Annotated in this window: 1 protein-coding gene (running past one end of the window); it reads left to right on the top strand. The window is 66.7% G+C overall.

The window, feature by feature from the left end:
- Positions 1–5: 5 nt before the first annotated feature.
- Positions 6–24,989 carry the 5' portion of a LuxR C-terminal-related transcriptional regulator gene (locus IG75_RS36515; RefSeq protein WP_036515011.1) on the top strand. The gene runs 12,774 nt beyond the window's last position, so only the first 24,984 of its 37,758 coding nucleotides appear in the window; its start codon is at positions 6–8; the stop codon falls past the right edge of the window.

Below are 24,989 nucleotides of genomic sequence, written 5' to 3'. Positions count from 1 at the left end.
AGGCGATGGACGGTTCGCTGTTCAGCCCGGTCGTGCAGCTGCGCAATGCCTTCGAATGCCTGCCCGGGTTCCTGCGGACTCCGATCGAGATGGTGGTGTTCGGCGGGGAGCTTCCCGGCGCCGACATTTCCGGGATGCGCCGTATGGTGGCCGAACTGCGTGCCCGCAGTCAGGAGCTCGAGGGCCATGCGGCCGATATCGACAGCCTTCTGACGCAGGAGGATTCGGTAGGCGAGACAGCCGAACAGTTGCGTGAGGCGTTGAGTTCCTATCGACAGGGTGCGGCTCAGCTCGGCAAGGATGTGAACGCCCTGGCCGATCAGGGACAGGCGGCGGCCAACGACGCGGAGAAATGGCTGTGCGTGATGTTCACGTTCGGCATCCACCTGGCGTGGAAGGTCTACGGTCTGATCACGGCCGCCACGGCGGCGGGGCCGGGCGGTCAGGTTGCGGCCACGCCGGCGGTCGAATCCACGCTGGTCCAGGGACGCGCCGAGGTCGCCGTGATGCGCGCGAACCTACAGCGGGCCATTCAGGCGGGTGGGGCCAAGGCGGCAGCCCAGCTGAGCGGTATGGGGCCGGCGCAGTTCGCCAAGTGGATGGGTACGGCGGTCGCGCTGCCCGTCGGTGTCGAGGTGGGTGTACAGGCGCTGCAGGTCGCCACCGGGGACAGAGAACTCGAGATCATCGGGGAGGACGGTTCCAACCCCACGGGCATCGATATCAAATCGATCGAGGTCGCTGCCGTGTCTGCCGGGGGCGGAGCGCTGGGCGGCATGCTCGCGGGCCGGTTCGCTCCGATGGTGTTCCCCCAGATCGCCACCAGTCGTCTGGCCATGGGCTTGGTGCATGGTACGGCGGGGGCGATCTCGGGCCTCGGTGCGGCCGCCTTGGTTGCTGGTTGGCCGCAGCATTACACGGAGGTGCTGGGGCCACTGCTCAACGGTGCTTTCTCCGGGGGCGTATATGCCCAGAGCGGCCGTCCGGCGGCGGTCGACGGCGGCGCACCGTTCACGCCGCCCGATGCGATCTCGGCAGGGCACGACGTGGAAAACGCGCCGCCTCGGCAACCGATCGAGATATCGACGGAATCGAAACGAGCGTGGGAGGCCGCGAGGCAGACATGGAAACCGGCTGCGGAGACCGCGAATGCCGCAGGTGAGTACGGCGGGCCGCCTGCCGAGGCCGCGGGGAAGGCAGCGGCCGCGCAGTCACAATCACGGAGTGGGCAATCGGCTTCGGCCGACGGGGCAGATGGTGGAACACCCACCGCGACCGGTGGTCGAGCACCAGAGGGAGCCGCCGGTCGAGCGCCGGAGGGAGCCGCCGGTCGAGCGTCGGAGGTGGCAGGCGGTCGAGCGCCGGAGGTGGCAGGCGGTCGAGCGTCGGGGTCGCAGGCCGCTGCCTCGTCCGACACCGCCGCGGCTCGGCCGCGTTCGGAAGCGACCACAACGATCGAGCGGCCACCGGCGGACAAGCAGAGCGATGCCGACCGGGCTCCCGCGCCGCGATCGGTCGTGGCGGCAGGGGAAACCTCGCCGCCGCCGAAGATCCCGACGGACGCGCGTCCGGTCGGCGGGGTTCCCGAAAAGGCCGATGCTCCGGCCGCAGCACACGCCGCGGTCGCGGACGGTGCCGGCAACGAGGCATCGGCGCGGCCGCAGCCGGTCGCCGAGGGCGATGCGGGATCGCCGGACGCCCGCGCCGAACACCGATCGCCGGGTGGCGACGAGCATGCGACCGCGCAGCGGGAGGCGACCGCCGAGCAGTCCGGCCGGGAAAGACCTGAGAGCTCGGACCGGACCGAGACGGACGGCACCGACACCCCTGCTGTGGGCGAACGTTCGGCTTCAGTGCACGACGAACAGGGTGTTCTGGCCACCGATCATGACAGTCTCGCCGAAGCCGCCGGTCTGCCACGCAGTGACCGCGACCGGGCGGTCGATCTGCTGATCGACTTCCACCAGGCCTCCGCCGAGGATGTACCGGAAAGCCAGCGTCTGACCAACCTCCCGGACGACGTGCTGAAGGCCGGACTACACGGCGGCGATGAGCACCAGTCGATGCTGGCGACAGTGGAGCTCATCCGGCGCGGCACGGTCAGTGACGCGGTGCCGGGCGGCATGGTGCTGCGGGTCGAGCAGGCGGAAGCCGTCTACGCGATGAAAACGCGCCCGGTGGAGATGAAACCCGGCGAGGGCAAATCGCTGGTATTCATGGCCACCGCAATACAACGTGCGGTGCACCATGGCTCGGTTCTGCTCGTGACAACGACCGATGGGCTGGCCAATCGCGAAGTCGTCACCTACGAGAAGTTGTTGGCCGACTCCACGCATCAGAAGTTGATGACCGACTTCGGGATCGACGTGTTCCGCGCCGATCAGGAGAACAAATTCGGGCCGTTCAAGGAAGGCCGGCCGATGATCGTGGTCGCGACCGGCGAAACCGTCGGCCATTTGTGCAATGCCGGTATCGAGCCGCCGCGGCATGTGCTCATCGACGAGATGGACGGCATCATCGACCGTGGCGAGCGGCAGTTCCTGCTGTCCGAAGGTCCCGAGCAGAAGGCGCCGGAGGAAACGGCCCGGCAAGTGTTCGACGCGCACAAATTCCTCACCGAGGCGCTGGCGGACGGGTCGCTGTCGCATGAAGATTTCGGTCTCCGGCGAATCGCCGAGGAAATCGGCGTGCAGGCCGACGGCACACCGGAGATCATGTACTGGTACGACGGTCAACCCGAGCTCACTGCCGGGGGGCGGGCAAAGGTCGAGGCGCTGCCGAACGGCCGGAACTGGCTGGAGGGAATGGGCGCCTCCCGGCTCGAGACCGCCGCCCACGCCGAATTTCTCGTCCGTGAAGGTGTCCACTACGAAATGGACGCGGGCAAGATCGTCATCATCGATCAGGCCGAGCACGGGCTGCAACGGAACCCGAAGACCTCGAGCGAATCCCGGTGGAGCGCGGAGCCGGGTAAAGCGAGCCTCGCGCAGGCCATCGAGGCGAAGGAGATCCGCGCGGCCGAAGCCCGAGGGGAGAAGGCCGAGGACCATCAGATCGTGGTGCGCGCGGATGCGGAATCCGCCAAACGCATCGATTCGGTCGAAATCTACCGTGTCGGAGAGGGTTCCTTCTTCGATGAAGTAACCGGTGCGTCCGGCACGCTCACCGACCTGAACCCGGTACTGCAGAAAATCTACGGTCTGGAACCGGCGCACGAGGTCGGACGGTCACAGACGCACCGGTTGGTGGAAGGCCAGCACGATGTGGCCGAAAACACCCATGCCAAGCTGCGCACGATCGCCGAGTATGCGAACGAGATACGCGATGGGGGTGCGGGACGGTTCCAGGAGATCCTGTGTCACCGCAACGATCTGGTCGAGCGGCAGGTGGAGGCACTGGTGCGCGCGGGGGTACCGCGCGAGGCGATCGAAGCGGTCGACGCCAAGCGGATCGTCGGCTGGGGCGCGGACTGGGAATCCCAGTTGCAGAGGGTTTTCGACGAGGCCGGTGAGCAGGGCAAGATCCTGGTGATCAACCGGCAGGGCCAGCGCGGTGTCGATATCTCGGTGTCGGATGCGGTGAAGGCCATGGGCGGCATGCATGTCTGGATGACCGAGGCGCCGGAGCAGTCCTACATCCACGAGCAGGCCAAGAACCGCACGGCGCGTAACGGTCAGCTCGGCAGCGCGCAGGTGGTGATGTCGCCCGAGGACGCACTGATCCGCAATGCCATGCACCTGCGCGGAGTACGTGAGACGGTGGTCCACTACGAACAGGCCGTGGCCGCGCACGCCGCCGATCCCACCCCCCGAACCCACGACGCGATGGTCGAGGCACGCCAATCCGTCCGCGAACTGGTACCCGAACTACAACAGCGAGCGCTGCGGCACTCCACCGCGGAGTTCGTCCGGCACCACGCCCTCTCGACCATCATGCCCGCCCTCACCCTCGCCGAGGCCGACACCGGGCAGTACCGCGGTGGCAGCGACATCGACTTCGAAGGGCCGGATACGGCGGCGGACCGGACCGCGCGCCTGGCCGGGCTGCTGGGCATCCCGGCTCCCGAGGTCGCGAACCAGATCACCGCACTCGAACGCAGCGGTTCCCTCGACCCGATCCGCGAACTGCTGCAGCGCACGGGTATCACACCGGCAGCGGCCGAGGCACTAGGGCAACATGTCGACGAGACCGCCCCCGCGGCGGCGCGGGACCGGGTAAGACTCGGCAACGAAGACGCATGGATCCATATAGGCCAGTTACGGGGCCGGCTCGCCGAACAACTCGGTATACCGCTCTCGGATATCGACGGCGCCGAAGGGATGCGCACGCTCGATCCCGCAGTCACCGAGGCGAGGGACGCACTCGCGGCAGCGCTGGGTTATCCCGCCGCCGGCATCAACCCCGGCATCGCCCGCGACATCCTCGGTGAAGCGGTAGGCGATCGCCTACCCGCAGCGAACACCGCAGAATCGGCTGCACGCGCCGATCCTGCCGCGGCTACCGCGCATTCCGAGCCAGCGGGTGACGGCCTCCAGGATGCGACATCCAAGGATGCCACTGCTCAACACTCTGACACGCAGAACAGCGACGCACACCACGGGACAGCCGACGATATCGTTGCCGCCGCGTCACGCTATTTGGCACTTTCGGCCCTGTTCGATTTGGTTGTGCAGTTCCATCGCCGTAGCCCCAACAGTTGTGTCAACAATGCCGTAACCGGAATGCGAGTATTGTGCGCCGACAACGCCGGCCGCTTCCGGCTGCCGCCGACCAGCCTCGAGGGATACGGTCGCGAAAAGGTGGGCGAGATATTCGGCGCCGGGCTCGAAGAGACCGGATCGCTGGACGAAGTGGTCGAATCGCTGAAGTCACGACCCGGCGGAATCACCGTCCTGGTCTACAAATGGAAAGACACCCGAGCCAACGGCACCAGCACCGAGGCCGACGACCATATGGTGCTGCTGGTCAACGACAGCACCTCGGTCGACGAACCGAACCTGGTCGTCGTCGACCTGGCCGCGTCACGCGACGGCAGCACCGAAAACGACTACGGCCCGCGCGATCTGCGCAACCGCCGCACCCTGCTGAACAAGGCCGTCGGATTCGACGATTGGCGCCGCGAACAGGAAGTATTCATCAACCGGATGCCCGCCGGCGAGCGGCGGTTCGAGACCATCGAGTTCGACCGGGACGGCAACCTCGTCTCCGGATCGCCCGCGGAGGCACCCGACGCCGAGACGCTGCCACCATCCCGGAGAGTCGACGTTCCGTCCATTCAGGACCAAATCAACGCGATACCCGTCGGACAACCGGGCCTGGACGAAGCGATGCTCGTTCGATCGGGACCCGCCGGGGATATATCGAACAATCCGCGCCGTGACGAACTCAGGCCGGTCGGCAGCCGCCCCCACGACGGTCCTGACCACATCACAGACGACCCCGGCCCCACCCGTGATCACCCGAACACAGCCGGCGATCCTCTACCGACGGTCCTCCAACTGATCCAGGACCGCGACCGGCTGAACCGCTTGCGTACGCACCGGGACGACCTGCGAGCGCAACTGCGCCGGTTTGCGGGTGCGTCCGTCGAACCGTTCGGCAGACGGCCGGTGGAACTGCTGTACACGAAGCTGTCCGAAGAGTTGCGGGCTGGTGTGGGACCGGTAGCGGACAAGCAGCGCATCGTCGAGCTGATCGAGAACTACCGAGAGCTCGACGCACTGGTCGTTTCCGCTGACGAAAGCCTTCGTGTCGCGGGAGTTCGGACCTACGACGACGGCCCGGCCGACACAACACCTTTCTATCGCCCCTGGCACGGAACTGCCGAGGAATTCGACGCGCTCCTCGACGCGGAAAAACATGCCGTCGCCAAGTCCGAACTATCCGAAGGCACACTCGAGTTCGACAACCACGCAGCCGGGGCGGAGTACGCGCGGGCCCACCTCGGCACCATCGCGGCCGAGCATGCCGAGTCGATCGAGTGGGCGAAGCGGGACGCCAACAGCACCTCGTTGTTCGGATATTCGGCGGTCAGCCGGTATGTGGCGACATCCTACGAAGAGAAGGCGGCCGACGATCCGGCCCGGCCGCATGTGCCACATCTCGATGCCGCCATCCTGAGCAACCGGACAACCATCGATTCCTGGGTCGTCGCCGAGACCGTACTGGACTCGGCCGACAACGCGGATCCGGCATCCATGCGTGGTCAACTGTGTGACGCCCCAGGCTACCTGTGCGGCGAGATGGGCAGCACACCATCGGCCCGCCTACAGGATTCCGATGTCGTCCATCTGCGGGTACCCGCCGGCACTCCCATGCTCGGCACCGAATCCGTCACCCGCACTCCGGAAATTTTGCTCATGCACGGGACTCGATATGTCGTCACCCGCGCATTTGCCGATGAGGACGGCTTGGTACATGTGTACGGGTTCGTCCTGGCCGAGGAATGGGGCCCGATCCCGGGATCTGCGCCGGGCCGAACCGGTGCCGCGCCGGACAGCATCGGTAGTAGGCCGTCGCACAGCGCAGCCGATCCGTCGTCGCCGGACGGCGCGAATGCGTTGAACCGTGCGCGGGGCGCGTGGATCACTGCGCGGCGTGACGACAAAGGCCGGCGAGACGGGACGACTATGACCGCGGCCGACCTGGCCAGAGCGGTGGGTGTCGATCGCAGCACCATGAGCCGGATCGAGCGGGGAAACACGCGGCCGCGGCCCGGGCTGTTCGTGAAGATCGGCCGCGCGCTGGGCGTGCCCATATCCGAATTCGTCGATGCTGCGAGCAACTTCTATCCTGATGCCGACTTCGATCTGACCCCGGAGGCATACTCCCCTGACGCGCCGGGGCGTTGGCTCTCGGCGGTACTTCACGATCGGGACATGTCGTGGGAGGAGTTGGCGGAGACCAGCGGGATCAGCGCGAGATATCTGAATTCGATCGGTAAGGCCGGGATAGTTCCGGGGGCCGCTGTTTTCCTGTCACTGTGTCAGGCGTTGAACCTCGGACGCGAAACCATCGATACGGCCGCCGACCGGTTCTTCCCCGGAGCGACCGACGATCTCGCCCCCGCTGCGTACACCCCAGCGGAACGCGGGCTCTGGCTCCGAGCGCACCGCAACGACCATGGCATATCAGGCGAAGAGCTGGCACAGGCCGCGGGGATCGGCACCGAAGACCTCCGATCGGTCGAACGGGCGGAGCGCGACCTCGGGGTAGTCGATTTCTTGTCGTTGGGTAAGGCGTTGGGCCTCGAGCGCGAAGCCATCGATACGGCCGCCGACCGGTTCTTCCCGGGTGTGCGGGTCGGCCTCGACCCGGTGGCGTACGCTCCGGACGAGCACGGCCTCTGGCTCCGAGCAGTCCGCTACGACCGTGGCGGATCACTCACGGAGGTGGCGGCGGCCGCGGGGATCAGCACCATCCACCTGCGCTCCATCGAAGCAGGTGAACGAGCTGCCGGAGTAGTGGTCTTCCTTTCGCTGTGCGACGCACTGAGTGTCGGGACCGACGTGACAGGTCGGGCTGCCGGACGTTTCTACCCGGGGGAGAGGTTCGATCTCGACCGGGCTGCCTACACTTCCGGGGAGCAGGGACTGTGGTTCAGGGCACTGAGGTATCACTATCGCCTGCAACGGTCCGATGTGGCAGACGATACGGGCCTGACCGAGAGGTATGTCGGCCAGATCGAGCGCGGAGAACGCACACCGAGCCGACGCGCTTTCCGGCTGCTCGGCCGGGAGCTGGGGATCAGCCCGATCGACCTGGATGCGGCCGAGCGCCACTTCTCTGCTTCAGCGCTCACGGACGATCCGGGCCTGCGGTTCGACGACCTCACCGCCGGTAGCGAGGCACAGGCCGACCTGGTGGAACGACAGATCGCCGAGTTGCTGAAGGGTTGGTCGGATCCGGCGTACGTGCGGGAGATCGCCGCGGCTGTCGGTGCGTCGATTCGGTGGGGGCACGGGCGGATATCTCTCCGGGCCGAGTTCGATGCCGAAGCGGTGCACGTTGATCTCGTCGACATCACGGGGGATCACAGCTATGTGCGGGTCGAGTGGCGGCTGGGGCGCACTCCGGGCCCGGTGGAGCGGGCCGTCGAGCCGGCGGACGACAGGTCCTCGGAGGAAATCGATCTCGACCGTTTGATGGAGATGTTCGGCGAAACCGAGCCCGAGGAGATACCGCCGTACCAGCGGGAGGTTCGCCGGATTCGCAATGCCGTCGAGGCACGGATACTGGAATACGAGGCGGACGTCTCCGGCGACCTGGTCGACAGCATCATGCGAGCGGTGAGCGAACTGGTCACCAACGCGAAGAAGCACCTGTACAGCAATGCCTCGTCGGAGGGCCTGGCCCCGGAGGAAGTCCTCGATCTGGCGATTCGGGGTACCGGTGACGACTATCAGGTGCACCTCGCGGTCACCAATGACCTCGCCCCGGGCGTCGCCGCGAAACTGCCGAAATGGACAGACGACGAACAGGATATGGACCGAGAAGGCGGCCGCGGCACGCAGCTCGTGATCTCCGAGAGCACGGTCGCGGTCCGCCGCATCATCTTCGCCAACGGCAAGAACACCATCGAGCATTCGGTCGAATACCACGCGACACCTCCTGCCGGTGATGTCGCCCTCACACACAGCGGCAGCACGACGCGCAAGCCCGCCGCCGCCCGCTACACCACTACGGGCCGATTCCTGCGCGCCGCCACGCAGGAGCCGGCCGGTGCCGCACCCGATCACGTCGTCGCATGCGCCGGCTCGACCATCCGGGCGGCGTGGGCCGATGGACTCGACGATGCGCTCATCCCGCATCAGGACTCGGAGAGCTGGGACGACCTCGTCACCGGCCTCACCACCGGTCTCGCCGAAATCGTCGATGCCGATAGGTCGCTTGCCGAGCTCCTGGACCGTGAAATCGACAGCCTGCTCGAGCCCGACAATCCACGGCACAGTTCCGTCTTCGTCGTCGAGCGGGACGGAATTGCCCACGCCTTCTATGTCACCCAGCTGAACGACGCCATCCTCGTCCACGACACCGATGTCCCCCGTGTAGCCGTCCCCGGCCTGGGCGGCAAATTCATTGCCCGAATCCGCGACCGCGAGACCTGGCAGCAATTCTTCCGACAGTCGTTTCCCCGGGTGGACCGCGCGTTCTTCGCCCACTTCGAACGCGCCGCGGGTGTTCTCGCTCCCCTTCCACACGAGCCCGGTGCCGCACTCGACGGCACCGATGCGCCGGTCCGCGGACGACCGAGCGGCCGGGATCTCGGCGCAACGAGCCGGGAACGGGTGAACCCGGCGGACAGCGGTGACGACCGCATCGGCAGCAGGCCGTCGGACGACGCGGCACGTCGACCGCCGCCGAGCAACAATCCTGCGGCCGCCGCGATTCCGGTCGCCAATATTCGAGCACGCCTCGCGGAACTGCGGGCGGCCGAGCAGGCGAATACGCCGGCGACCGAGCGGACCCGGCAGTTGGCCGAGTTCGAGCACGCGGTCGAGGAAATGGCGGACGCCGCCGCCGCGATGGCGCGCACTCGCGCCGACGCCGAGGACGAAACTCGCTGGCAATCCGCACTTTCCGCCGTCAGATCGGTCGCGGCCACCGTGGAGGCAGCGGCCCGCGGCAACGCCCGCCACGACGAGGCCGTCCGAATGCTCGCCGGTCTCGGCGGGCCGGCCGTCTACCAGGTGCACCTGGTGTACGCCGCATTGTTCGAGCACATGCGGGACGCCGGCCAGTATATGGACGAGGTCGACGACACCGACGAACACGAACTCGCGCGATCGGCTCGGCAGTACGAATCGCTGGCAAAACAGATCGATTGGCTCGATGCGCTGATCACCGTGCTGGAGCACACGTCACCGCAGGACCGCTCCCAGCAATACCGATCGCTGATCGACACCATCCCCCACGACCCGGACCCACGCGCCCTCGATCCGTCACCCCTGCAATCCTGGCTGATGCGGGAGGCGACCGGTAGCGCGGACCGATCGACCGAGCTGGAACAGCGGGCCGCAGCCGTCGAACAACGCCATCGAGCCGCCCTGGCCGCTGTCGGTGAGCTCGACCGACTCATGATCGCTACCGATCCTCGCGGGCCGGTCGACTCGGAACACCTCGGCACCGCCACGGATACGCACGCGTCGTCCGTCGCTGCCCCGGCAGAGTCGATGCTCGCCGACCAGTTCGCCGAGGATCCTCCGTACATCCAATTGCTGGCACACACCATGCTCGCCCGGCAGCCGGCGAATATGGCCCAATTGGTCGCCGACGCACAGATCGTGCTGTTCGGCGAGACCCACACCAACCCGGCAGGACCGGAATTCCTCGAGCAACAGGCGGCCGCGTTGCGGGCCGCCGGCGTCACCCACTACGGCATCGAAGCACCTCCGAATCCGGTCTTCGACGCCCTGAACGCGGGAGAGCAGGTCGACCTGACCGGGATCCCATGCGGTCCGGGCTTCGGCAGCAGGTGGGCCGACGCAGTCAAGGCCATGGCCGCCGCCGGGATCACCATCGTTCCGTTCGATGTGGAACGACCCTCCTCACGGAGCGGGTCGCCCTTGCGTGATGTACGCGAATCGCTGATGGCGCAGGTCATCACCGATACCATGCGGGTACCGGGCGCGAAGATGGCGATCCTGGTCGGCCTGGATCACCTCACCAGGCAACAGCGGATGTGGTCGCAAGTCACCGGTGCCTATGGCATTTCACTGGCGGAGCGACTGACCGACGCCGGATTCGCCACCAGAACCGTGGCGATGTGGGGTGGCCGACCAGATGTGCGGGAGGTCGTCGACGATGTGGCACGGCGCCTCGGCCTCGGGGACGAAACCTTCGTCACCGAACTGGCGGAGGTTTATGACGCGGGCCGAGGATTCGGCTCGTGGGAATCCGATGTGCTTCTTCACCTCGGCTCGCCGGAAACCTACGCGGCGCAGAAAGACCCTCGCCCTTCCGCTCCGCCCACAAAACTGGGGTACCGGGAACCCGGCGCGCCGCACTCGCCCACCGACCGCGCCGCTCCGGTCGGCATCAACCAACTACAGCTGACCACGGCCGCTGATCAGGACTCGACCGGCAGGGAGCATGCCGTCGCCTCCGCCCACGCGGATATCCGCCGGTTCGTCGCCGATTGGGCCAACCCGGACCAAGCGCGTTCCACCGAAACTCTCGGTTCGAACTTGGTGTCGATGTACACGCATGCGCGGCGCGGCGGGATGGCTTCGGCGACGAAGTCGGGAACCAGCGGGGCCCGGACACTTCGCTTCGAGGTATCCGACGTCGGCCCGGTGACGCCGACCGGCTTCACTGAATATTCCGAAAGCGTTGTCGAGGAACGACTCCGCTACATGGCTCACCGCTTCGGCATCGATCGCCGGCCGGACGGCACGACAACGACATGGTTCGAATTCGACGAGGCCGGGCGGAATTTCAGCGAGGTCGCACTGGCCGCGGTGCGTGGAAACGAAATGCCCACCGCCGTTCCGGCCGCGACGACCCAGCGCACCGATGGTCGTGCCCGACAAGAGCTGGATCTGGGGCATGCCGCCGGTGCCACCGATATCGGCGGCAGATCGGAACACGAACGTCACCGGCGTAATCAGGATGCCTTCGCCCTCGCGACCGCGACCGTCGCGGGTGAACGGATGACGCTCGCGGTCGTGACCGATGGTGTCTCCCATTCGACAGGCGGGGAGCTCGCGGCACAGGCGGGATCGGCAGCGGCGGCCGAGGTGCTGGCGCGGCGAGCGGCGGCGGCCGAGGCGGGCGCCGGATGGGATCCGGTCGCAGTGGTCAGCGAGGCCCTGGAGGCCGCCCAGCAGGCAGTGCTGGATCTGATCAACACCGAAGAATTCGCCGGGATCAGTGACCTGGACTCCCCCAAAGCAGCCGTCGGGGTAACCCTGGTTACCCCGACCCAGGTCATCACCGACTCGCGTGGCGACGTCCGGGTGATGTGGATCAGTCTGGACGACAGCGCTTCCCGGGAACTCACGGAACCCGACACTTACGTCCAGCAGTACATGGAGATGTTCGACATCACCGAACGCGAGGCCATGGGCCGGCCCGAAGCGGACAAACCACTCGCCGGTCTCGGTAAGGGGTGGCAGCGGGAGTGGCAACCACCGCAGCCACAGGTGTTCGAACCCACCGGTCCCGGAATCGTGGGCCTGTTCACCGACGGACCGATCAAACATCTCGCCGGTAGCCCGTCGAATCCCCGCAGCACCGCCGAATCGATCGCCGAAAAGGTCGCCGCGGATTTCACCCGGTCCGGGACGCTGCTCGGCGCCGCCCAGGCCTACATCCAGGGCGCGATCACCGCGAAGCAGACCAGCGACAATCTCACCGCCGTTTTGATCGAGGGGCCCACCGATGCGATCGGTGCGCGACCGGACCGGACGCCCGGCGATCGCGACGACAACGCGACGCCGGCGCCCACCCCGTGGCCACATCGGACCGGTCGGCCGCGCCGCATCGGCGCCGGACCGACGAACGACGCATTCGGCGACGACGCGCGCACCGGTGGAAAACCGGCCGCAGTGGCGGAGACGCAGGCCAGAGGAATCGACGTAGCGGGCGGGCCGCAGGACGCCATCGGGAGCAAACCACACCATCCGAACTCGTTCCTGCCGCGTGTTATCCAGGGGCTGGATGCCGGTGTGGTGCGCAGCGAACCAATGCCGGGGGCTCGTGGGGTCACGGTCGAGCGCGTGAGCTTCGGCAACGGTTACCAGTGCATCCGGGAGACCTACGACGATGCCGCCGAGGCGGCGAAACAGTGGCTGATATCGGAGATCGGCGGCGCCATGGGCGCGCCGGTCGCCGGCACGTACGCGGACCCCGGCGACAGCGCGGTGCTGTATCGCGAAATCGTTCCCGCGCGCACGGCCGATACTGTTCTGCCGCAGCAGATGTCGCGCGCATACGATCTCGGGTTGATCGACGAAGACCCGGCGGATGAGATGCGCGTGGCGCTCGGCCTCGTCGATCGTGGGTATCTGGATTCGGAGTCGGGCGAGCTGCTCGGACTGTTGGACGCGGTCACCGGGACCCGGCGCGGCACGCTCCACTGGAGTATCGGTGCCGATCACGAGGTGGTCGGCGGTCGCGCGGCAATCGACTCCGAGGATGCTGCGCCGAGCCCGTTCGCCGCCAAGTTCACCCGGATTGTCGACGACCGCGCGCGGTGGCAGGACCATGCGATCCCGCGGTCGGCGATCACCGCGATGCGGGAGCGGGTGGCCCATCTGGAGTCACGGATAGAGATCTTCTTCAGCGCGCAGCAGGACATGTTGTCCGACATTCACCAGCGAGTGCTGACCGAGCTGACTCGTGCCGAGCAGCACGCGGCACACACACCGGACGAGGTGGCGCACGTCAGCGGACTGAGCGCCGACGCGCAGGCCAAGGCACGGTTGGTCGAGGAGTTCAATCTCGACCATCCCTACTTCACCATCAGCGGTTTCGACCACCCCGGGGTGCCCGTCGACGCGGTTCGCGAAATTGTCGAGACGCTGGCCGACCTGCTCTCCCGGTACCGGTACGCGCCCGGTTCGGCCAAACACATGACCGATATTCGCGGCCTGGCCATCGAATTCCTGGACTCCGACCTGACCCACGCGGAGATGACTGGTCGAGAGGGCAAAACCCGCGACCGATGGATGCGGCTGAACCTGTCCCGGGTGGCCGACCGGGCTCTGGCGCTGAAGGACGATGCAACAGACAGCCGGACCGGCTTCCATCCCAGCAGCGGACAGCCCTATCGCGACGATGTGATCCATGAATTCGCACACGCGATCGACGATGCCACCGACCAGCGGCTCAACCAGGAGGTCGACAGCACGCTGCGGCAAGCCTGGGCCACACTGTTCATCGCCGGTCTGATCACCGAGCCGCTCGAGAAATGGCTACGCCGTCTACCTACGGCGGCCTTCACCGACCAGACGAAGAACACACTCGACCCGGCCGAGGCGGTCGCGGTCGGATTCGCCGATGTCGAGATCAATGGTCCTGTCGTCGGCAGCCCGCAATGGGTGATCCACTACTTCGTCACCAACCCTCCTCCGCCCGAAAACACCTCCGACTCGGCGGCGAATCTTCCTTCCGCTGATGCGGCAGCGGGTAATGCGGAAGATCCGACCGGGGCCGGGAACGACAGTATCGGCAGCAGGCCGGCGCAGGAGCCCGCAGTACCGCACGGCATGCAGGCGTTGTCGGAGCCGGACGCGGTGCTGCGCTGGTTGCAATCCGAACGGTTCGACGCGGACGGTATCTCCGATCGCCGGGCGCTCATCGATCACCTGCGCGAGCGCGCCGCGGTCGCCTACCCCCACACCGGAGACCGAGCGCCGGAGGGCCGGTCGACGGACAACCGGGACATGCGTCGCGACCACGCGGCGAAGGCGCTGGAGATTGCCGGGCGATTGCAGGCCGACCTCGCCTACGGCCTGCTGGATGCCGAGCACGATGCTCGGTTGCACGCATCGGAGATGCGCGAGGAATATGGCGGCTTCCGCTGGCAACTGGTCATTTCCGGCGCCGACGTTTCGAATCCCGCCGCCCTGGCCGCTGCGGTCGCGGCCGGACTGCCCGAGAAGGATTCGAAGCCGACCCCTCAGAACATTGTCGCCGCGGCCGCGCGTCTGGCCGAACTGACCACGACCGTCACCGGCCAGGACCCCCTATTCGTCCTCACCTCGTCCCAGGGCCCCGACGGCCGAGATCGGCTGCTCGCCCGATGGGAATACACTCGCCCTGATCCCGCCGACACCAACCCCGGAACAACCGTCGATGAGCTGCGCCGCGGCCTCTCCGATATGGACGGACGCGTCGATCTCAACACCTTCGAACCGCTGCCGGATGGACGGGTCCTGCATCAGGTTCAGCTGGATCTCACCAGGCAGCGAATTCTGGTGTATTGCGGGTTGTGGGGCCAGGGCCGCACCGGGATGTCCACATTGAACCTGATGCTGTGTGAGGGATTGGTGGCGGCCGGGCACGAGGTGACTGTTGCGCCCGACGAGGTTCTTCCCGATTTCCGGCTCCCAGGGGTGCAGGTCTACCAGCGTTACGGCGGGCTGTGGGACCGGCACGGCGAATACGTGACGACCTTGCCCGACTCGGTCGATCTGGTGGTCGTGCACGCCGAAGCCAATGGCGTCAGATCCGCAGCGGAAGCCGAGAAACGGTATCCCACAGCGAAACTCGTTGCTGTTCATCATCTGCTGCCGATGCTGTGGGAAACCCTGCGGAACAATCCGGCGCGCGGTCGTGCCGCGGTTGCGGCCGGTATCTACCTGGCGCGGCGCGCACACCTGGTGACGGGCTTGGGCCCGGCGCTGGCGGCGGAAGCGCTCTCGCAGGCCGCGATGGCGAGACACGGTTCGGTCCACGAACTACAACCGGTTCTGGATATCGCCGAGCAGCCGCCGGAACCCGAACCCGGCAGCCCGGTGCGGGTTCTGCTGTTCGGCCGTGTGGCCGACAAATTGAAAGGTGCTGCCGAGATCGCCGACGTGGTGCGGCACCTGCGCGCACAAGGCCGCGACGTGCGGTTGGTGGTCCGCGGCTACGAGAATGATCTCGCGGAGGTCCGCACGGAGCTGGCGAACATCGTCGGTGACCCGAATGCTGTCGACGTCTACCCGCACACCTCGGACCGTGCCGAGATCCGAGCGGACATCCGGGCCGCGACCGTTGTCGTCATGCCCTCGCGCGCAGAGGGCTTCGGTGGAGTGGTGACCGAGGCGATCGAACAGGGCGTGCCGGTCATGATGCCGTCGACCAGCGGGGTGGGCCGGTACCTGGCCGAGCTGACCGGGCACCGCGACGCGGCGGAACAATTCAATCTCGTCGCCCAGGCGCAGGGCGCGCCGGTGCCGATCGATGCCTGGGTGACGAGACTGGGGAGCGTCATCGACGACGTGCCGGGGGCGTGGGCGGCGGCCCGTCGGTTGCAAGAGCTGATGCGGCCCCTTACTCGTGAGAACAGTGCCAAGAGGCTCGTGCACGCCACACTGAACGCCGAGCCGCACTCCCGTCCGGAGATCCGGCCGTCCCGGACCCAGGTATCGGTCGTGCAGGGGCGTGTGGTGGCGCGCGGCGAGGAAGAAGAGTACCTGCGCATACTGGCCGTGGCCGACGCGATGGAAACCGAGCCTGGCGTGCGCAGTGCCGTTACCAAGCCCACGGGTATCGACTTCGCACCCTCCCGTGGGCCGCTACCCGTCCGGCTCGCGACGGCAGCCCCCGGTGAGTGGTCGTTCCTCCCGTCGACAACGCCGGTGGAGGAGAGCGGTGCGCGTGCCCGCATCCTGAGTGCGTTGGTGGCCACGGTCGCCGACCGTGGATTCGCCGCAACGAGCGTCGATGACATCTGCCGGCGTGCGGGCGTTACCCGGGCCGACTTCGAGGAGAACTTCGCGCGCACATATGAAGCGTTTGCCGCCGTACACACGCGGGGGCTGGATGATCTGCGGCAGCTGGTCAGCGAGGAAATCGCTGCACTGCGGGCGCCCGACCGCACCGCCCGCATGACTACCGCGGTGAATACATATGTGAACGCCTTGGCCGCTCGTCCGGCTACCGCACGGGTTCTGCTGGTCGAACGATCCGGCCTCGGCCTTGTCCAGCTCGGTGCTCGCGCGATGACCGTCACCCATTCGATCGCGACCACCCTGATAGAGGTCCTCGGGGAGTCCACCCTGTCGGTTCCGGTCCGCCGCGCCCTGGCCGCCGCGATATACGGTTTGCTGGCGGACTGGGCCAGGACCGCAGACGCGGCCGCAGTGCCTGGCCTGCGGCGCGATCTCACCGACCTCCTTCGTATCGGCACGGCGTTGCCTGAGGTGCAGCCCGCCGACAACGCCGTGCCGGCGCCACAACCGCGTGATGGCGGCTCGACCCAGGTGATGGAACCGGAGGCACGAGAGCGGATACTGACCGAGCTGATCGCCGTCGCTGCCCGCTCCGGGTACACCGGGATGCAGCTGGACACAGTATGGCAGCGTGCCGAGGTGTCTTCTGATGCCTATCGGGAGCTGTTCTCCGACAAGGAGACCGGTTTCGAGATGGCCTGCGCGGCAGCGATCGAACGTTTGCGGGCCGCCTGTGAAGCCGCGCTGCTCGATATGGTCGATGGTGAGCTGGGCCCGCGGCTGGAGACCGCGGTGGGTAACTACCTCATGGTCCTGGGTTTGCACGGGGACGAGACGCGGGTTCTGCACTTGGAGCTGCCTGCGACGGGCCGGCTGCGCGATCGATTCCACGCGATGGTGGCCGAATACTTCACCGAGGCCGTCCCCGAAATCGACGCCCGCACCGGACGGCTCCTCGCCACCGCCATCACCGGCATTGTCGCGGACAAGATCGCCGCACGACAATACGCGAGATTCCACGAATTGCCGCCGGACCAGTTCCATGCCGCGGCGTTGCAGGCGCTGCCCAGGGATGCTGCCATCTTGGCTGCGTGGGCGCATGCCCTGCTCACCATCATGGTTCCACCAGCGTCCCTATCGCCCGACGCGGCGGCAACTGCGCGTCCACAGGCCACGGAACCCGCTTCGCCATCACCATGGGGGGAGAGGGGTCAACGCACCGATGGGTCGCCGGCCCCCAGCCTTCCGGCAGAGGTCCGCACATGTTTGCCGTGGGTCGTCGACATCCTGCAGCGCAACGGCCTGCCCGTGCTGCCCGTCACCGGGCGCCGCGCCGTCCACTTCCAGACCGCTACCGGCTCCGGGCTGCAATATCAGCCGGTCACCACTCGTGACCGGTCCGATGACCCGATGTGGAAGGCCGTCGACGACCTGCGCACGAAACCGGTCGGCACCTATGCCGTCGCAGTCGTCGGCCGCGGCGAGCGCGCGCACGCGTATATCATCACCCGCCGAACCAACCCGGGAACCGGGCTCACCACCACCTACGTCCACGACCAGCTCACCGGCGGTGACCCGCGCCCCTACCTCGACTGGAAAGCCACCTATACCGACCCCGAGCACACCTACATCGCCTACTTCGAACCCACCGGCACCGGCACTCTCGAGGCCCGGACCACGCCCGACCGATACCGAGTCGCCCCTTCCTTCGAAGGAATCGACATCACCGGGGCACCGGAACGAAACCCGGACGGTCGATCGCTGCTGCGGCGGATCCGCGAGCGGCAGGCGGCGCAGACGGAGGAGCAGAAGAATCTCGCGAAATTCGCGATCTGGTCGGGTGTCGCGGGCGCGGGAAGCGCCGGATCGGCGACATATCTGATCAACGCCGTCCAGCAGATGACCGGTTCGGTCGATACGACCGCCTTGGCCAATGCGCTGATGAGCTCCGCTGCCTTGGCGGCGACACTGCCGGGAGGCATGCTGGCGGACCGGAACGCCCGCCGATGGATGATGCGGGCGGGGCTGCTCGGCTCGGTGGCCGCCGGCAGCGCCGCCTTGTATGCCGGGCTCGGCCTGCCCGGCACCGTCGAAGCACTGATCGGCGCGGGGACCGCCATGGCGGCAACCGGCGCGGTATACAACGCCGGTGTCCAGGTCTACGGTCCTTCGCTCATCAGCACGCCGGAAGGCCGCAAAACCGCCGACACCCTCATGATGATCGACCGCCATTCCAGCGGTATGGTCGGCAGATTCACCTGGCCGGTCATGTCCAAGCTCTCCGTTGCCGCGCCGTTGTGGGCCAGCGTGGCAACGGGTTTGGCGAACTGGTGGTCGATGCGCGGCTTGCCCGATACGAGCCCGGAGAAGGGAAACAAACCCTCGATGCGCGAGGTGGCGCGCACGATGTGGAACGACCGATACATGCGGTACTACCAGGGCCTGCTCATTCCCTGGGGCGTCGGCGGCAGCGCTATCGGGGTGCAGCTGGCTGCGTTGATGGACGAGGCGAACTATTCGCCGCAGAGCATCGGAATGGTGGCGGCCAGCGCGGGTATCGGGACGTTGGTCGGCGCGGCGCTGAAAGCGTGGAAATCCTTCCGGCAATGGATCAAAGACCGGACTCTGGGACTTACCTTCGGTAGTTGGATGATACAGGCGGGCACCCTCGCGGCCACCGACAACCAGTGGATTATCGCCGGTGCCGCGGCGACGACCGGCGCCACGGTCATGCTCAACAATATCGATTTTGCCTACTACCTGCGTAATCTCACCGGCGATGGCCTCGGGCGCGGATGGTCGGTCACGAACACAGTCAATCAGGTCAGTGCCATCGCCGGCTCCGCACTGGTGATCCCGGCTGTAGCGGCCCTCGGCCGCACCGGTGCCGGCCTGGCCACCGCCGGTATGTTCGCCGGGGCCACCGCCGCCGCGCTCGCATTGGAAAACGGTGTCCGCCGCCAGTGGTGGGAGGAGTTGCGCGACGACTGCCTCGACCGGACCGCCCGAATCCTGCACGGGCTGGGAAAGGAAGACGCCACCGCACCCCGCGGCAGGAAACGAAACTACAAAACCCTCGAAAAGTACACCAACGGCACACTCGTCGAATACCAGCTCCCGACCGATACCGCCGGGGAAACAGCGGACCCGCAGGGCCCGCGCACCCCCGGCGTGTTCGGACCGCTCATCGACCAGGTCAAGAATGCCGAGCAGACCGAGGTCGACACGATGGACGTCCTGGTCGACGACGGCGGCAACACCATGCATGTCTTCACGATCGTCAATACCGGCCCCGGCCAGGCGTTCATTCACGACACCAACATCAAGCACGCCGAAGCGAAATCATCCGGCGAGAGAAAACTCCATATTCCACGGTGGATCGACGCCGATAAATTTACCCACCCCTACGAAACAATCCGCCGGATCGACATCGCCCAATTCCGCAGAACCGAGGACGGCACTCTCGAAGACATCAACAAGGACCTGACCCACCGAGACCGCGGAAATCCACCCCGCAAGAAGAGGGTCGCCGGCCCCCCGGAGCCCAACGAAAAGCGCACCGCGCGGGAAACGTCCATTGCGGCCGAACAGCGCGGCCGCAGAGACACATCAGAGGTCGACAGCCTCTTACACCGTGCTAGAGACAATGATGAAGCGGCATTCGAGCAACTGCGCGGGAAGTACGGACGCGCCGTGTTCGCGAAAGTGCGCGCCGATCTCGGAGTTCCGGCCACCGCCGTCACACCGGAGCTACGGCCGTTGGTGCGCGTAGCGCAGGGACTCAACCGCTTGGCGTTCGATATCGCCGACCAGTACCGGTGGCGGGTTCAGGATGCCGCCCCGCTCGAATGGTTGCACGGCATTGCGAGCAATCTGGTGACCGGCTGGTTCGAAATGAGTGCTATGCAACGTCGCCACGCTGCCGAGGCCCTTGCCGCGGCGCAGCACGGAGGCAACCTCACGGTGGTGCAGCGCGGTGCGCTCGACCGGCTACTCGAGGCCGGCCGGCGCGAGTTCGAGGCCGCGGGCAAACACCCCAGCGGTATCGACACGACCGCTCCTCCCGACAGCGGGGTGACCAATCGCCAGTTCATGGTGCTCCAGCTGATCGCCGCGGGTATGACGTCCCGCCAAATCGGTGTGGAACTAGGGCTTTCGCCGGGTACCGTCGGGATCTACCGCACCGAGCTACACCGCAGGTTCGGCGCGCGCAACGGAGCGGAACTGGTGTATCTCGCGCTCAGCGCCGGAGTGCTCGCCGGTACCGTCCCGGTCGGCGACCGATCGCCTGCCACCGCGATGATCGAGCCGACGAGCCGCGAGCTCCAGTTGCTGATCCGGATCGCGAACGGCGACACCAGCCACGACATCGCGCAAGACCTCGACATCACCGCGGCGGCAGTGGACGAGCAGGTGACCGATCTCCGCCGCCGGTTGGATGTACCCAACCGGCCCGCGATCGTGCTGGCCGCCGTGCGCGCCGGACACGTCGAACTCGCCCCTCCGGACGTCGAGGGTAGCGCCGTCTCGTACCTGAGCCCCCGCGAAATCGATCTACTCACCCGAGTCGCGAACGGTGAGACCACCAAGGACATCGCGCGGGCGCTCGGACCGTCGCCCACCGTGGTGGACGAGTATCTGACGCGAATCGGCAACAAGTTGCGGGTGCACAACCGGGCGGCAATGGTGGCGGTCGCGCTGCGCAACGGCATGCTCCCCGATATCCACCCGATGAGCCGCGACATTGCCGATCTCACCTCCGCCGAGATCGACCTGCTCGACCGAGTCGCGAACGGCCGGACGAACACCGATATCGCGAAGGACCTCGAGACCACCTACGGCAGGGTGGAGGTGGCTCTCGCCGGCATTCGGAAGAAGCTGGGCGCACGTAACCGGCAGGAGAGCGTGGCGATCGCCATTCGCACCGGCATCCTGCCCGGAATGCCGACCGCATCGCGGGCGACCGGCGCTCACGACAACACCGCCACACCATCTCCCACCCGATCGCAGCCACCCACCGGTCGATCGCGGCACATCGGCGCCAGACCCACACACAGCGGAACACCCGACGCGCAAGCCGCCCACCATCGTCCCGACGGCACGCCATGGTCGGGTAACACCGACCCAAGCGGTGCGGCCGGCAATGAGACGACCGACGCTGCGTACGAGACCCGGCTGCCGGACTACGACCCGCTGACAGCACGTGGCATCACCCGCGCCATCGCCCACGAGATCTTCGACACCTACGGCATCGACGTGGTCGGCCTGGAGAAAGTGCCGGTTGCTTCCGCGCTGTCGATCCGCAACGCGATCATCGACGAGTACGACGAGATATTCGAGCTGTACAAGCACGGAATCACTGTGGATTCGTCGCTTGCCGAACGAAAAGCATTGTTGGCGTCGATGTCTCCCGGACGCGATGTCGGCTTCGACGTGATCGCCATTGTGCCGCTGGCCGTCGGCGGCAGGGCCTTGCGGCCCTCATTCGCTCCCGATGTACGTACGATCTTCGTCAACGAGGCGAGTGTCATCGGAAACACGAGAGCCGAGCAAGTACCCGCCAGGGTGAAGCGGGAGAATTACCTGCTCGATCCGATCGGCGACCGAACCTACGCGATGGTCCGGCATGAAATTGCACACCATCGAGACGGTACGGTGTCGAATGCTGATCGGTCCGACGAGCTGAAGACTCGCAGAGCCAGGGCATTCGGATTCCTGCAGACATATTTCGAGGGCCTGAAGCACCCCGGGAGTGCCCGCCGTAACGCCGAGTTCGGGACCTGGACGGATGAGGATTCGGCGAACCTCGGCGATTTCCCGGCAATATCCGCCGATACCAGTTTCGAAGACTGGCTGGACCAGCTGCCCGGCTACAGCAGAGCAAAGAAAAAGCGAGATCCCGACGATGACATCTACGAAGCGTTCCAGCACTGGCTGAACCAGCCGAAGGACAAGCCCGGATTCGACATCGATCTGTCCGGGCTCGAGCGCGCGTATCCGAACGGAAAGTATCCGCTGTCGGCACTGTTCGCATCATGGTCCGAACAGATCACTCGAGACCCGAGGCGGCAGGCTGCAATCCTGCGCGATATGGCCCATCACAAGCAGACCGCCCTCGGGCCCGACGGCTGGCCGATGCCGGGCCTGGGTGACCGCGACGTACTCTATCCGGCTGAAGCGATCGCCGAGGCCGGCCTCGCTTTCGGCGCCGCCGCACCCGCGGACTTCACCCATCCGGCGTATGCCCTGCAGGCGCTGCTGCGGGGGCTTTCACCGGTCGAGGTCTGGCGTGACGCCGACCGCCGCAACGAGGTTGCGCGGCGGCGAGCCGCAGATCACGGCCCGATTCCGGCACCGTCGCGGCAGCGTCCGTCGATTGCCGTCGACGGTCCGGCCGCAAAGCTCGCGCGAGCTTGGCGCTCCCAGCCGGACGCCGCCCAGCATGCGGCGCGCGCCCGGCCGGAATCATTCAAGGTCCCCGACGGTGTGGCTTTCACGATGGACGAGTTCGCGCACCTGGTCGATCGGCAGCGCGGCCTGTCCTTAGGCGTCGACCCCGACTCCACCGACTCGGCCGGCACTCCGTCCGGGGTGATTTTCACCGAATATGCTCATGTCCCGACCGGCGAACTGGCACGACAGATTCAGAACGTGGGCGATTTGGCCCGCGAGCGCATGCGGCGGATCAACGAGGCAGATGCGTCGATAGCCGCAGAACTGCGGCAGGCCCTGGCTTCGGCGGAGAAGTTGGCGATCGCCGAGATCGCCCAGTCGTCGAACGGCGTGCAACGCCGCGGCGATTCTGTCGTTTTCTTCACCCGGACCGAAGATTATCCGGATGCGGCCGAGGCGGCGGCGAATATCCGTCGGCAGGGAGGTCTCGCCGTGGTGCGCCGGTTGCGCATCGATCTGTCCGGGCGGATCTTGGTCGAAGAGTTGTCCGACGGCTCCCTCGCTGCGCCCGCGAACCAGCCCACCACGGCACTCCGATCGTTGTCCCCCGACGACCCCACCGATTCCGCCATCGGCGCGAGGCCCAGCCACTCTCCGTGGTCGCGAACCAAGCGGCCGGCGGCGGATGCGCAGACCACGGGTACACCCCGGCAGGCGGCCCCCACGGCCAGCCCGGCGGATCGCGGCGGGCAAGGCGACAGCCCCATTGGATCTCGACCCGGCCGAGGCCCCGCGGAACGAGCGGCCGAAACCACCGGTGCCGCACTGACTGCCGACCAACGAAAGGCCGTCAGACTCGCCGCCACCGGAAAGCGCTTCACCGAAACCGGTTGGATACTCGGGGTTTCCAGGAGGACAGTAGGTCGGTACCTCGACGACGCCGTCGATTTGCTCGATGTACCCGACCGCGGAACTCTTTTCAAGGTGGCCCGCGCCGTTGCTGCCGGCACACCCGGCTCTCCGCTGCCTGCGGCATACCCTCGCACCGCTGCCGAGGTGCGGACGGCATTCGACGAACTGACCGAATTCCACACCATGGTGAACGAGCGGAACGAAGCGAAGCGGCGGGTCTGGCACCTGCCGCCGCTCGAGGGACGCGGTCACCTCGTCGACTTCGGGCCGGACGGAGAACCGATGTTGCCGGCAGACCGCCACTACCGGCCCGTCCCACTCCGAATGCCGAGCGGGCAGGTCGACGGTAGGCAAGGGCCACTCGGAAACTGCTATATGCTGGCCCCGCTCATCGGACTCCGGCGACTCGACCCCGAAAGGGTCGATGCCATGGTCCGTAGCTCCGGCGACGAAGTCGTCGTCGAGTCCGGTGCCGGCATCTATGTCATGAACGCGACACTTCCGTTCCTCGACAACGGCCGGCCGGCGCACGCCACTGCCCCTGACAGATCGACGCTATACGCCTATATCGAAAAAGCCGCCCTCACTCATCTCGGCGGCTATCGCATCGGCGATATCGGGAGGACGGTCGACTTCATGCGCTGGCTGCTCGGCGACGACTACTCCACAGCCAACCGGGTCGACGTCCGCACCATGCCGGTCCACGACATACGCGAGGTCCTCAGCACCCGTCTCACCACAATCACGACCGTCCCCGGGCCACGCTTGGAGGACCGGTCGCACCACATACTCCGCTACAACCTCATTCCGATGCACGTCTATGCCGTCGACCGACTCGACTACGACAACCTCATCCTCATCAACCCGTGGGGGAAGAATCACCCCGAACCCATACCGCTGGACGCCCTCCGGGAGATGAACGCGGATCTGCATTGGCTCGACCACGACCCGTACCGGCCCAGCCACCGGTACGCGAAGCGATCGACCCGACCCGGCGACGCCATCGGATCTCGGCCCGGTAACCAATACGGCCACGTTCCCGCGGAATCGCGGTGGGCCGGCAGATCCCAGCACGAGCCGAGCCGGAACGCCGCTGACGTACCGCAATTGAGCGAAGACCATCTGCGGGTACTACGGTGGATCACCGACGGGTGGGACAACGCGCGGATCACCGAGGCACTGGGTGGGCAGCAGGCATCGAAGTATGTCGGGGAGGTGGCCGCGGCGCTCGGCATCGCGAACAAGCGCTATCTGATCGCCGCCGAAGCCACGCGGCGCGGTTTGGTGCACCCGCAATCG

The organism is Nocardia rhamnosiphila NBRC 108938 (genome assembly GCF_000720425.1).
Taxonomy (GTDB): Bacteria; Actinomycetota; Actinomycetes; order Mycobacteriales; family Mycobacteriaceae; genus Nocardia; species Nocardia rhamnosiphila.
This window is presented reverse-complemented; position numbering and strand designations above follow the sequence as displayed.